The sequence below is a fragment of the Flavobacterium sp. T12S277 genome (assembly GCF_048514875.1).
Lineage (GTDB): Bacteria > Bacteroidota > Bacteroidia > Flavobacteriales > Flavobacteriaceae > Flavobacterium.
This window is the reverse complement of record NZ_JBLYEG010000015.1, coordinates 15,258-27,763: the sequence shown is the minus strand read 5'-3', so window position 1 is coordinate 27,763 and position 12,506 is coordinate 15,258. Positions and strand designations below refer to the sequence as shown.

General features: G+C 37.5%; 13 protein-coding genes and 1 pseudogene. 10 read left to right on the top strand and 4 right to left on the bottom strand.

What is annotated here, in order from left to right; translation table 11 throughout:
* Nucleotides 1–54: 54 nt before the first annotated feature.
* The 10 genes and pseudogenes from ACN1CN_RS18865 to ACN1CN_RS18820 all read left to right on the top strand — a co-directional run bounded on the left by ACN1CN_RS18865 (nt 55) and on the right by ACN1CN_RS18820 (nt 7,130).
* Nucleotides 55–432 carry a VOC family protein gene (locus ACN1CN_RS18865; protein WP_291287218.1) on the top strand — a complete coding sequence of 126 codons (378 nt, stop codon included), beginning with the start codon at nt 55–57 and terminating at the stop codon, nt 430–432.
* 15 nt (nt 433–447) lie between these two features.
* Entirely contained in the window at nt 448–954 is a 507-nt protein-coding gene (locus ACN1CN_RS18860) for a DinB family protein (RefSeq protein WP_249965603.1), read from the top strand.
* Nucleotides 955–956: 2 nt separating this feature from the next.
* A complete protein-coding gene (locus ACN1CN_RS18855) occupies nt 957–1,430 on the top strand; it encodes a DUF1440 domain-containing protein (RefSeq protein WP_419136747.1) in 474 nt (157 codons plus the stop codon).
* Between the two features lie 251 nt (nt 1,431–1,681).
* The gene (locus ACN1CN_RS18850) at nt 1,682–2,440 is read left to right on the top strand and encodes an MlaE family ABC transporter permease (RefSeq protein WP_264524371.1); all 759 of its coding nucleotides are present in this window, start codon (nt 1,682–1,684) and stop codon (nt 2,438–2,440) included.
* 2 nt (nt 2,441–2,442) lie between these two features.
* Nucleotides 2,443–3,219: pseudogene (locus ACN1CN_RS18845) on the top strand (ABC transporter ATP-binding protein).
* Between the two features lie 22 nt (nt 3,220–3,241).
* Nucleotides 3,242–4,069 (top strand): MlaD family protein, encoded by an 828-nt coding sequence (locus tag ACN1CN_RS18840; RefSeq protein ID WP_264524373.1) that lies wholly within the window; start codon nt 3,242–3,244, stop codon nt 4,067–4,069.
* A gap of 91 nt (nt 4,070–4,160) precedes the next feature.
* The gene (locus tag ACN1CN_RS18835) at nt 4,161–4,649 is read left to right on the top strand and encodes a low affinity iron permease family protein (RefSeq protein ID WP_419136744.1); all 489 of its coding nucleotides are present in this window, start codon (nt 4,161–4,163) and stop codon (nt 4,647–4,649) included.
* A complete protein-coding gene (locus ACN1CN_RS18830; protein ID WP_419136742.1) occupies nt 4,646–5,845 on the top strand; it encodes an NAD(P)/FAD-dependent oxidoreductase in 1,200 nt (399 codons plus the stop codon). Before ACN1CN_RS18835 ends, ACN1CN_RS18830 begins: the two co-directional genes overlap by 4 nt.
* 185 nt (nt 5,846–6,030) lie before the next feature.
* Entirely contained in the window at nt 6,031–6,546 is a 516-nt protein-coding gene (locus ACN1CN_RS18825) for a DNA-deoxyinosine glycosylase (RefSeq protein WP_419136740.1), read from the top strand.
* A gap of 149 nt (nt 6,547–6,695) precedes the next feature.
* Entirely contained in the window at nt 6,696–7,130 is a 435-nt protein-coding gene (locus ACN1CN_RS18820) for a DUF6526 family protein (protein ID WP_264524377.1), read from the top strand.
* A 47-nt stretch (nt 7,131–7,177) separates the two neighbouring features.
* Here ACN1CN_RS18820 and ACN1CN_RS18815 read toward each other — a convergent pair whose 3' ends face one another.
* From ACN1CN_RS18815 to ACN1CN_RS18800, 4 genes are all read right to left on the bottom strand, one after another.
* Entirely contained in the window at nt 7,178–8,347 is a 1,170-nt protein-coding gene (locus tag ACN1CN_RS18815) for a hypothetical protein (RefSeq protein WP_419136738.1), read from the bottom strand.
* 160 nt (nt 8,348–8,507) lie between these two features.
* On the bottom strand, nt 8,508–9,731 hold the full coding sequence (locus ACN1CN_RS18810; protein WP_419136736.1) for a sterol desaturase family protein: 1,224 nt from the start codon (nt 9,729–9,731) through the stop codon (nt 8,508–8,510).
* 178 nt (nt 9,732–9,909) lie between these two features.
* Nucleotides 9,910–11,196 carry a Glu/Leu/Phe/Val family dehydrogenase gene (locus ACN1CN_RS18805; RefSeq protein ID WP_264524380.1) on the bottom strand — a complete coding sequence of 429 codons (1,287 nt, stop codon included), beginning with the start codon at nt 11,194–11,196 and terminating at the stop codon, nt 9,910–9,912.
* Nucleotides 11,197–11,632: 436 nt separating this feature from the next.
* Nucleotides 11,633–12,487 (bottom strand): EamA family transporter, encoded by an 855-nt coding sequence (locus ACN1CN_RS18800; RefSeq protein ID WP_419136734.1) that lies wholly within the window; start codon nt 12,485–12,487, stop codon nt 11,633–11,635.
* Between the last annotated feature and the right edge of the window lie 19 nt (nt 12,488–12,506).

The following is a 12,506-nucleotide window of genomic DNA, read 5'->3' as shown; positions in this document are numbered from 1 at the left end:
TTTGTAAATAAAATTTGTAAATTTGAAATACTATCAACCCTCAAACCTTAGCAGATGAATTTACCGGCCGGACATCAGACCATAATGCCTTATTTAATTTTAAATGGCGCCTCACAATTTATAGAATTTACTAAAAAAGTATTTAATGCAACAACTTCTTCCGATCATGTACTGCGCGAAGACGGAACGGTTATGCATGCCGAAATTATCATAACCGGAAGTACTATCATGGTCACAGACGTAGTGGAAGACTGGTCCAGACAAACCGCTAACCTATTTGTCTATGTCCCAAATGTCGATGAAACCTATAAAAAAGCATTAGAAAATGGTGCTACGAGCATAATGGGAGTCAGCGATAAAGAGTATGGCAGAACTTGCGGCGTTACCGATCCGTTTGGAAATGTCTGGTGGATCACTACAATTCTTTCTTAAAAACAAAAAACACTTATGAAAACGGAATTAAAACAAGACATTACCACTACTATTGGACAATTTTACGATACGCTTTCTCTTTTTACGCAGAACGAAGTAAATCAAGTACCGTTTGAAGGAAGCTGGACTGGCGGACAGGTTGCCCGCCATATTATAAAATCGACCTCAGGACTGCGTCAGGTTTGCGAAGCGAATACACAAAAACTTCCCGCCAACTACGACGAAAAAATTCCTCTAATCAAAGAGATATTTCTCAATTTCAGCACCAAATACAACTCCCCTGATTTTATATATCCCGAGGATCGCGAATATGATAAAACCGAGCTGCTTTCGAGTCTTCAAAGAATTGAAAAGGAAATGCAGGATATTGCTGAAAATTATGATTTAACACTCACTTGTATGGATTTTGAAATACCGGGTATTGGAAATTTAACGATCTACGAATTATTAAACTTCTGTGTCATGCACTCCAAAAGACATTTAAATCAATTGAAAAACGTTTATAATGTTGTAAAAAACTAAATATGAGATCCAAAACCAAAACCATTTTAACCGCCTGGCTCGTTGCCGGGACATTAGACCTGACGGCAGCCATTACAGTTTATGCTTTTATACTCCAAAAAACCACTGCAATAAAACTGCTGCAATCCATTGCAAGCGGCGTTTTTAAAAAGGAAGCCTATAGTGGGGGCTCGCTAATGGCACTCTTCGGTGTTGGATTCCATTACTTAATCGCACTAAGCTTTGCCTGGTTTTATTTTATCATTTATCCCTATCTGCCATTTCTCAAAAAAAGCGCAATTGTTTCCGGATTCCTCTATGGAATATTTGTCTGGATCATTATGAATTTAATTGTATTGCCAATTACCTTCCCTGTGCTTCCCGAAAAACACTTAGATTTCCCGCTATTCCTGTCCATGTTGATTCTGATGTTCTGCATCGGACTTCCCATCGCACTTATAACGCGAAAATATTATAGTTTTCAGACGCAGTCCTAACGGTAAACCTGAAATACAAAACGTCAAAAATCCCTTTTCATACAAAGGGATTTTTTTGTTTTTGCCCCCTAACGTAACTTTTCTACTTTTATTTTACTGATACAATGTTAATTATATAAACATCCGAAAAAGTTGTGTAAGATTTATACTTCAGTAATGAGGTAACTTTAATCTTTGATACTAAAAAGGAAATCAGTCTTTTAAAAATTCGTATCAGCCGATTTTTGATTTAATTCTTAAAACACAACATTTTGATTCTCACTATAAAAAATACATTCACCGAAATAGGAAATGCAACTTTGTTTGCCAAGCAGTTTTTTAAGGAGGTTTTTGTGCCTCCTTATGAGGCCAGAGAGTTTATCAAACAATGTTATGCCATTGGCTATAAATCATTGCCTTTGGTAGCCATAACCGGTTTTATTATGGGGCTGGTCCTCACGCTGCAATCACGTCCGACACTTGTTAATTTTGGGGCCGAATCATGGTTACCCGGAATGGTAGCTCTTTCGCTCATAAGAGAAATTGCTCCTGTAATTACGGCTTTGATCTGCGCTGGGAAAATTTCCTCCGGAATTGGTGCCGAACTGGGCTCGATGAAAGTAACAGAACAAATTGATGCGATGGAAGTCTCCGCTATTAATCCGTACAACTATCTGGTAGTGACCCGAATTTTAGCCTGCACGCTAATGGTTCCTATCTTAGTCATTTTTGCAGATGCGGTAGGGATACTAGGTGGTTATGTCGGAATTAATATTCATGGGGATGTTAATTTTTATCGTTATCTGACTCAGATTTTACAGTCATTGGAATATTTAGACCTCATTCCCGCCACGATTAAAACTTTCTTTTTTGGATTCTTTATCGGAATGATAGGATGTTTTAAAGGATTTAATGCCTCTAACGGAACTGAAAGTGTAGGTAAAGCAGCCAATTCAGCAGTTGTAACGGCTTCTCTCAGCATTTTTATTATCGATATGGTTGCCGTTCAAATAACCGATTTATTCTTTTAACCATGATTAAAGAAAAAGAAAATAAAGCCACGACAAAAGTAAAAAGCAAAACTCCAATCATAGAGATTAGGGATTTGCACAAGACTTTTGGTACTGACAATACCGTTTTACAGGGTGTAAATCTGACCGTAAATAAAGGAGAAGATTTGGTGATTCTGGGACGTTCGGGCTCCGGAAAATCGGTCACCATAAAATGCATCGTGGGACTAATAACCCCGGATCAGGGTGAAATAAGAGTGTTTGACGAAAATGTACTGAACCTGACCAAACCATAACTCAATAAAATCAGAGTCCGAATTGGTTTTTTATTTCAAAGTGGCGCTTTATACGATTCCATGTCGGTACGCGAAAATCTGGCTTTCACTTTACAAAAACACAAAAGGGATTTGACGCCCGAAGAAGTCGAGCATGAAGTGATGGAAGCGCTGGACAACGTAGGTTTGAGTGATGCCATCGATAAAATGCCCGCTGAATTATCGGGTGGAATGCAAAAAAGAATCGGCTTGGCCAGAACCTTGATCTTACAGCCGGAAATCATTTTATACGACGAGCCTACAACTGGCTTAGACACTATAACCTCCCGGGAAATAAGCGAATTAATTCTGGACATTAAGCACAAGCGCAAAACCACCTCGATTATTATTACACACGATATGGCCTGCGCAAAATTGACTGCCGACCGGATTATGGTTTTGAAAGATGGCGTCATACATGCCGAAGGAACTTATGAAGAACTGGAAAAAAACGAAGATGAATGGGTGCGCTCATTCTTTGAATAAAGCAAAATAAATAGTAGAAATCATGGATAAACAATCTGGATATACCTGGAAATTAGGAATGTTTGTAGCAATTGGATTGCTACTTTTTATAATGGCCATTTACTTTATAGGGAAACAAAAAAATCTCTTTGGCTCCACATTTCACATTAGCTCCCGATTTAAAACCGTGAGTGGTTTGGAAGTGGGCAATAATGTTCGCTTTTCGGGAATTAATATCGGTACGGTTGAAGAAATCAGACTGATTAATGACTCGTCTGTAGTGGTTTCGATGGTCATTAAAGACGATGTACGGGAATTTATCAAAACTGATGCCCGCGCCAGTATTGGTTCGGACGGATTGATGGGCGACAAAGTCCTGACTATTTCTCCCGGTGTAAAGTCACAAAAGGCTATTGAGAACAATGGTGCCATAGCTTCAATCGACGGAATTGAAATGCAGGACATCATGAAAAGTGTCAAGAAAAGCGTTGATAATGTAGGGGTAATTTCAAACGAACTGGCCATTTTCAGTCATAGCATGAACAACGGAAACGGTGCTTTGGCCAGATTGGTTCGCGATGATAAGATGGCCAATAGCGTTTCGAATACCCTTTCGAATCTTGAAAGTGGTACCAAAGGTTTTAGTGATAATATGGAGGCTGCCAAAAGCAATTTCCTGTTGAGAGGATACTTTAGAAAAAAAGAGAAAGAAAAGGAAAAACAGAAAGAGGAAGCCAAAGAGAAAAAGGAAGAGCAGCAGGAAAAAGCCAACAAAGAGAAAGAAGAAAAAGCTAAAGACGAGAAACAAAAACAGGAAAAGCAAAAGGAAGAAGAGGCTAAAAAAGCAGCTGCCGGGAAAGAAAAATCATAGTTGTTTTTGCCAATAAATAAAAACACAAGTTACACATCCTTAGATATTTACCGTCAAAAACAAACAAAGATATAACATAACAAAAACTACAATGAAAACGAAGAAACAAAATAAAAGCAGTACCTTTGAGAAATTCGCCACCCATGTTTCTAAGGCGGCAGGAAGTACTCCTGCTTTTATTAGTGCCTTTTTGATTGTGGTCGCCTGGGCAATTTCGGGGCCCTTTTTCGGTTATTCGGAAACCTGGCAACTGGTGATTAATACCGGAACTACTATTATTACTTTTCTGATGGTTTTTTTAATTCAGAAAGCGCAAAATAAAGATTCACTTGCCATTCAGTTAAAACTAAACGAGCTGGTTGCTTCCAACGAATACTCAAGCAACAGCCTGGTAGATATCGAAAGTATGACGGAAGAAGAAATGATTATTGTGCAGAAATATTACCAACATCTTAGTGCGCTTGCCAAAAAAGATGAGAGTATCAGAAACTCGCATTCGATTGCAGAAGCCCACGAGCAGCACCAGCGCAAAGACAAAACCCGAACAAAATCCCGTACCCCAAATCGCACTAAAAAATGAAACTACGATCGACCGAAACTTTCTGGCTCCTGAGGAATGCTATGAAAACTAGCTATCCTTCTATCGATTCCAACAAAAACACAGCAATTTTAATCATCGGCGGCGGAATAACCGGAGCCCTGATCGCCTATAAATTAATTGCTGAAGGAAAAAAAATTATATTGGTGGATCGCCGTGATATTTGCAACGGTAGTACCGCGGCCAGTACAGCTTTACTGCAATATGAAATTGATGTTTCCTTACACGAACTCATCGAAATGAGAGGGTTAAACTGTGCTCTTGACAGTTATAGAAACGGTAAAAAGGCAATTTTTGACCTCCGAACGATAATCGATACCATAAAAAGCGACTGTCAGTTTGAATTCAAAAAAAGTATTTATTATTGTTCTTTAAAAAAAGATCTTCCCTTTCTTAGAGCCGAATTCAATACCCGAAAAGAACACGGATTTGACGTGAACTGGCTGGAAAAATGGGATCTCGAAAAACTGGGTTTAAATGCCCTAGCAGCAATCGAATCTAAAACTGCGGCTGTGATGGATCCTTTTAAACTCGCCAATGATCTGCTGATCTACTGTCAAAAAAAAGGTATGGAAATTCTGGACAGAACTAACATTACTGCTATAGAAAAGCAAAACGGGAAACTGATCGCCAGTACCGAAAACAACTACAACATTACCGCAGACCACATCATACATTGCAGTGGTTACGAAAGCACCGAAACGCTCAAGGAAAAAGTGGTAGACCTGAAAAGTACTTATGTCATTGCCTCCGAAAGCCTGCCCGTTCTGCCGGCAGCGTTCCGGAATGCTATTTTCTGGGATACCTCCTCTCCTTATCTCTATTTCAGAGCGACTTCCGACAATCGCATTATTATGGGCGGTGGTGATGAAGAATTTAAAGACCCTGTAAAACGCGATAAATTATTACCCAAAAAAGAGCAGCTTTTATTGAAGAAGTTCCAACGAAAATTTCCGGATATTGATTTCAAAATCGATTATGCCTGGGCCGGAACTTTTGGAGAAACAAAAGACGGACTTCCTTATTTTGGGAAACCCGACCCCCATAAAAATGAGCATTATGTACTGGGTTTTGGCGGAAACGGAATTACCTTTAGCGTCATAGGCATGAACTCGATCCTGGACTCGATTAACAATACCAAAAATCAGGATTTAGATTATTATAGGTTTGGAAGATAGCTTTTTTTTGAGGGGCAAAGAGGCAAAGATTCAGAGTGGCAAAGGTTTTTGTTGCATTCTGAAAGTTGGTTATTTAAGCTGAACTGCAAATGCAGCAAACGTTATTTTCCTCTCAAAGTTTTAATGAAATGCTTTAAAATTAGAGTTTAAAGTCTTTACTTTACTACAGTACAAACGCACTATTCATGAAAAGTTTTTCATTTTCTCCTTTATCCGACAAAGAGGCTACTATTTTGATTTTAGGGACTATGCCCGGAACAAAATCACTGGAACTGAACCAGTATTACGGACATAATCAGAATAATTTCTGGAAATTTATGTTTGCCATTTTGAAAGAAGATTTCTCGAACGATTATGAAATTCGAAAAGCGTTGCTGCAAAAAAATAATATTGCCGTATGGGATGTTTTACAACATTGCGAACGAGTGGGAAGTCTGGATAGCGCTATAAAAAATGAAACCGCAAATGATTTTGAAACGTTTTTGCAACAGCATCCCAAGATCACCACTATTCTTTTTAACGGACAAAAAGCGGCGGCATTCTTCAAAAAATATGTTCAACTGAAAAAAGCCTACCAGCTCATCACCTTACCCTCTACAAGTCCTGCAAACGCTGGTAAAACCTATCAGTCTAAACTGGAGGAATGGAAATTTGCCCTTGGCTCACAACACCATAATCCGGACAGCCTTCAAACCCATTAAAATACTTCCTTAAAAGTATCGAAAACCTCTAAAACCTTCTAAGGATTAAAGTATAGCAGAAACATTTGTTGGCTTAGTCATTTTTTGGAAAAAGTTAATCTATTTTAGGGTAGCTTTGTTATATCATTCAAAACCAAAACGATATCATTATGAAAATTCAAACCTATTACAATCATATCCGGTTTTATACTCCACATCATTTTGTTTATTATCCGGTTTTAGTCTTATTTTTAGGAAGCAGTATTTACTTTGCTTTCACTACCGAAAACACTCTTATTTGGTGCTTTATCAGTGTTTGTTTTGTGTTTTTATTCTGCCTTGCGTATATGCTGCGCCAGCATTATGCCCTGACGCTTCAAAACCGAATTGTACGATTGGAACTTCGCTATCGCTATTTTACACTGACCGGAAAAAGGCTCGAAGAATTTGAATACAAACTAACCGACGATCAGATTTTTGCTTTAAGATTTGCTCCCGATAACGAAATTCTGCCTCTTCTTCAGGATGCCCTTAAAAACAACCTCAGCGGAGACGCTATAAAAAAAGCCATCGTACACTGGAGAGCCGATTACAACAGGGTATAAAAAAGCAATTGGTCTCTCATTCACCTGGCTTAAGCCCCCATTACCACTCAGCTCTTTCTTTTCTTATTGAATAAAATATAAATTAGAAAAAGAATCACCCAAACCATTGCAATCACACCAAAAAAGAGCGCTATAATTGACGGATGCAGATAATTGGGTTCGTAAAACAGCCTCTCAAGAGTTGAAAATTTCTCCGTTAATGCTTTTCGGTCAAAATTGTTTCGAATCGTATTCAGTACCTCATCCTTATGGTCTCTAAAGTAAAAAGCATCTGCCGCAAGCTGCTTCGGAACGATATTACTTTCGATTTTATACTTTTTCAGAAGTGTATCTAATTTTTGAAAATTCAACTGTAGCGAATCTTTCCCGTATTTGTACAACAATTTATATCGTTGCACAGCAGCTTCCAACTGTTGTTTTTCAGGTGTAACTCCTGCTACAGGTTTAAAAAGCGACTTATTTTCGAGAAAAATACAAATGCTATCATCGTACTGAGGGCGTACTTCCTGGCCTTTAAAGATAATTTCGGTACTGTCGTTAATGGTCTTTTTGGTTATAATTCTTCCGCTAAGTTCTTTTTTATCAAAACCTAATTGATCCAGAACGCTACTGGTCACCGTCGAAGCTTTATCAAAATCTTTGGTCAGTACTTTTAAAGTGTCGATACTATAATATCTGCTTTCTGTATTGTAATACCCATTTGAGATCAAAACACTATCCACTTCCTCCACCACCGGATATGGTTTTGGATATAAAATATGAACCGGATTAAACAATTTCTCCGAACTGTACGAGGTATAATTGTATAAAAACGGATTCAAAACATTCAGTAGCGTTTTGTCTTCATTTAATTTATGCTCTGACAGTTCAATTCGTAATTTGGCATTCAGTCCAAAACTGTAACTGATAAAAAAGGAGAAACTCAAAAAACAAATCAGCAGCAATAACAGGCCGATTTTAAACAAGTTGCCAAAAGCATAGTCCTTTCGGGAATGTTTTTTAACTAAAAAAATCAGGAAGAAAAATAAAAATAAACCGCTGATAAAAAAATGGGAAATGGAAACATCATCATAAAATTTGAATCTGTAAAATTCAAAGTAGGGGTTGATAGCGGCAAGACCTTCAAACTTAAAAAAGCCATATAAAAAATAGCCTAAATGAATCAACAACAGCACTACAAGTGACTTTACGAAAAATTGCTTTAATTTTTTATCCATATTGTATTTGAGAATTTACTCTCAAATATAGCCAATCCGATTTAAAAATGAAATTTTTCTACGCTGGCGCATAAAAAAACAGAGCCTCTAACTCAGGTTAAAGGCTCTGTTTTTTTTTAGAAAAAGCGTCTTTCCGTAAATTCCTCTGACGAAAACTTTATTATTCTGATCGTTCCAATTGAAGAACAACGTTTTGATAATGGGTGCTTAACGAGAATAATTGTTCGGCAAAAATCATAATGGCCAGCGGAATAAAGAAAAAGGACAGTAAGTTTTCCTGATATAAAAAGTAGGTCGTTACCATAAATATTCTCAGGTATTCCAGATAGTAAATCCATCTTCTTTGTTCCAATAGTGCACCACAATATACCAGGGTTACCAGAATAATTAAAAGCACAAAAACTTTATCCGGCAGGTACAGCCAGTCAAAATAATACGTAAAAACGGTTAGAAATAAAGTACAGATTCCAAGCTGTATATAAAGATAGTTCTTAAACCGAAGTCTTTGATGCGGGTTTGCTTTGTCCTGTAAAAAACGTTTCTCCAGGGTTGGCCGAATGTCCTGATCCATATGCGCGGGACTGCCAAATACCGCCTTCCATTTTGCTTTAAATCCTGTAGAGCGTTTCCACAATTCATAGATTTCAAAATAATAGTGAAAATGCTGCCACAAAAAGCTATAGCTCTTGAGCGGATGTGTTAAACCGTACTTTGGTTTTTCTTCTTCTTCCTGAAAAGTTCCAAACAAACGATCCCAAAAGGTAAACATATCACCATAATTTTTATCCAGATACTTCTCGTCAGAAGCATGGTGTATGCCATGAACAGAGGGTGTTACAAAAATATACTCCAGCCATTTTATTCTGCCTATAAGCTGTGTATGCGTAAAAAAAGAATAAGCTCCGTGCACGATCAGCATGGTAATGACCATTGACGGATGAAAACCAAGCAGCGGCAGTACACACCAAAACCCAGTTCTGATTACCGCCTGAAAGGTTGTAATTCTGGCTGCTGCCGTAAAATTAAACTCTTCGCTATGATGATGCACGATATGTGCGGCCCAGAAAAAATTGACTTCGTGCCCCAATCGATGGTACCAATACCAGACAAAATCAGTCGCAAGAATTAAGGTAATCCAAACAAAAGCATTGCTTGGAATGTCAAAAATTCGATAGTTATCATAAATCAAATAATACAATTGGTAAAAACTGGCTGCGATAAACAAATTGATTAAACGCTCTGCAATACCAATGCTGATATTTGAAACTGAACTTTCATAATTAAAAATTTCCGGTCTCTTTCGGCGCTGTGCAAGCTTGTACTCTAAAAAGAGGAAAAGAAAAAAAGCTGGCATCGCGAAGGCTAGAAAATTAATATGTTCCATTCTAAAAATTACTTTATTAATTCATAAAAAACTTAAAAAAACACTTCAACCTGTCGAACAAGATTATTCAACAGCTTACTACTCCTCTTAAACAAAGATATTTTCATCAATTAATACCTTCTCTTTTGAAAATACTATTAATCAATGAAAACAATCTTTATGGACTAAAATCTAATTTTTAATTCTGCTTAAATTTTGGAGTATCCAGTGCCACTTCTTTTACGGATTGTGTGTCGGCCACTTTTTGCAACGCAATAATATAGGCTGCAATACGCGGCGTAACATTGTGTTTGGAAGCGATTCTAAAAACCGTTTCAAATCCTTTTTCCAATATATCTTCTAAACGCGTATTGATCTGGTGAATTCTCCAGGACTCTAAAAGCGAATTCTGAAGCCATTCAAAATATGAAACCGTAACACCGCCTGCATTGGCCAGAATGTCCGGAACTACCAAAACATTATTGTCGTGCAGTATTTTATCGGCATCCGAAGAAACCGGTCCGTTGGCACCCTCCACAATAATTTTAGCCCGAATGTCGTGAGCATTCTTTTGTGTGATTACATCTTCTTTGGCGGCAGGAATCAGTACATCAACATCTAACAACAACAAATCTTCGTGTTTAATGGCAACGGAATTCGGATATCCTTTAATACTCTTATTGTTCAGGTTGTAATACAAAATCAATTCCGGAATATTAAGTCCTTCAGGATTGTAAAATGCTTCAGAAACATCACTAACCGCTACAACTTTTAGTCCTTTTTCAAACAAAAACAAAGCCGAATGCAATCCCACATTTCCGAAACCCTGAATGGCTACACTAGATCTCGCAGGTCTTAATTTTAATTTTTCGAGTGCCAGTAAAGTTATAATACTAACTCCTCTTCCTGTTGCTTCTACTCTACCCAATGAACCTCCGGAATGCAAATGTTTTCCGGTCACTACGGCGTGAATTGTTTTACCATGAACAATAGAAAATTCATCCATTAACCAGCCCATTTCGTCGGGTCCCGTTCCCATGTCCGGTGCCGGAACATCCTTTTCAGGTCCAAAAATATCCGACAGGGCTTTGGTGTACGCTCTTGTAATTTTTTCCAACTCACCTTTAGAAAGCGTTCTGGGATCGCAAATAATTCCGCCTTTTGCTCCTCCAAACGGAATGCCTGTTACAGCTGATTTCCAGGTCATCCAGGCTGCGAGTGCCTTTACCTCATCGAGATTTACTGCGGTATCGTATCGAATTCCACCTTTTGAAGGCCCTAAAGCCGTATTGTGAATAACGCGATAGCCTTCAAAGTTTTTTTCGGAACCATTGTCTAGTGTAATCGAAAAGTTAACGACAATTTGTTTTTCCGGACGCTGAAGTTTTTGCCTGATCGCTTCATCTAATTTAAGAATATCAGCCGCAACGTTAAAACGATCAATCATCGATTGAAAGGGATTCTGTTTTATTAATTCTGCACTCATAACTATATATCTTTTAATTGGGGATTTAATTTTGAACTTTATGTTTTAAAAAGTGTTTTTACTATTGGTAAACTCCTGCACTAGCAAGGGATTTTCCTGAGACAGCATCGCATCATAATGTTGGTATTTCTATTAGACCTCATTTCTTTAATTTTTTGACCGTTCTAAAAAAAGCCTTTCATGGTGCATGAAAGGCTAAAAAAAAAAATAATAACAAGTACTTTTCTATTAACGCCATTTCATCGCATAGTCCTGCATGCGGCACATCGTGAAGCTGCATAAAAATGTGATGATATATTGACTATAGTTTCTCATTGTTATTGCAAATCTATAAAAATATTTTATAAATTCTATAGAATTAGTAGAGTTTATTTTTAAATAGTAACATACAACCGCAAAAACAGCTGTAAACTAACGATTTAGCGCCATAAAAAATTTATTTGAATTGCGAAAAAACAATAAAAACAATCGCTATTAGCGCCAGAAAGATTCCGATAAAGTTAATTTTAGATAGTTTTTCTTTAAAAAAAAGCAAGCCGACAAGACTTCCTAAAATGATAACCCCCATGTTCATTCCTGCAAAAACGGTTGATGGATTTTCGGCGAAAGCCTTATGTGCTTTTAAATAGAACAATATGTTTCCGAAATTAAAGATTCCGACCAGAGCACCAAAAAGAATGTTTTTAGACTCCAGCTTTACTTTTTTAACGCCAATTTCATAGATCGAAATTAAACATGCAACCCCAAAAGCGATACAAAAAACAACAAATAAAGACGTTGGATACGGCAAAGTGGTATAAAGTGCAATTTGCTTAAAAAGGATATCAATGATCCCGAAACCTACTAATACAACAGCAGGGAATATCCATTTATTTTCGGTGTTTTCCGATTGCTTTTTCAAGATGAGCAAAAGGGCCAAAAATCCAATGATCAGCCCAATGACTTTATAAGAATTAAATTCTTCCCTAAAGATCAGCCAGGCCGCCACAATTGGTATGAATAGTGATAATCGTTGGGCAGCGTCAGTTTTTACAATTCCCATATTTTTGATGGAGGCCACCAGAAACAAAAAAACAACCGGTAACAAAACTCCAATAGCGATGTAAATACTCCAGGGTGCTGCTGCGTCAACTTCACTCAGATTTGGACTAAAGCTAAAATAACACAGTGTTAAGGCCACAACATAATTAAACGCTATAATTTGAGTGGGTTGTGTATGGTATTTTCGGGTAATTTTAAAAATTACACCAACAATCACACTGCACAATATACTGAGAACAAGAAACAACATAGGATTATATTTTGAATGC

Excerpts from the sequence above, each read along its gene's own strand:
- ACN1CN_RS18830 (WP_419136742.1), top strand. The coding sequence starts at position 4,646 with ATGAAACTACGATCGACCGAAACTTTCTGGCTCCTGAGGAATGCTATG.
- ACN1CN_RS18835 (WP_419136744.1), top strand. The coding sequence starts at position 4,161 with ATGAAAACGAAGAAACAAAATAAAAGCAGTACCTTTGAGAAATTCGCC.
- ACN1CN_RS18860 (WP_249965603.1), top strand. The coding sequence starts at position 448 with ATGAAAACGGAATTAAAACAAGACATTACCACTACTATTGGACAATTT.
- ACN1CN_RS18820 (WP_264524377.1), top strand. The coding sequence starts at position 6,696 with ATGAAAATTCAAACCTATTACAATCATATCCGGTTTTATACTCCACAT.
- ACN1CN_RS18865 (WP_291287218.1), top strand. The coding sequence starts at position 55 with ATGAATTTACCGGCCGGACATCAGACCATAATGCCTTATTTAATTTTA.
- ACN1CN_RS18815 (WP_419136738.1), bottom strand. The coding sequence starts at position 8,347 with ATGGATAAAAAATTAAAGCAATTTTTCGTAAAGTCACTTGTAGTGCTG.
- ACN1CN_RS18825 (WP_419136740.1), top strand. The coding sequence starts at position 6,031 with ATGAAAAGTTTTTCATTTTCTCCTTTATCCGACAAAGAGGCTACTATT.
- ACN1CN_RS18855 (WP_419136747.1), top strand. The coding sequence starts at position 957 with ATGAGATCCAAAACCAAAACCATTTTAACCGCCTGGCTCGTTGCCGGG.
- ACN1CN_RS18800 (WP_419136734.1), bottom strand. The coding sequence starts at position 12,487 with ATGTTGTTTCTTGTTCTCAGTATATTGTGCAGTGTGATTGTTGGTGTA.
- ACN1CN_RS18810 (WP_419136736.1), bottom strand. The coding sequence starts at position 9,731 with ATGGAACATATTAATTTTCTAGCCTTCGCGATGCCAGCTTTTTTTCTT.
- ACN1CN_RS18805 (WP_264524380.1), bottom strand. The coding sequence starts at position 11,196 with ATGAGTGCAGAATTAATAAAACAGAATCCCTTTCAATCGATGATTGAT.
- ACN1CN_RS18840 (WP_264524373.1), top strand. The coding sequence starts at position 3,242 with ATGGATAAACAATCTGGATATACCTGGAAATTAGGAATGTTTGTAGCA.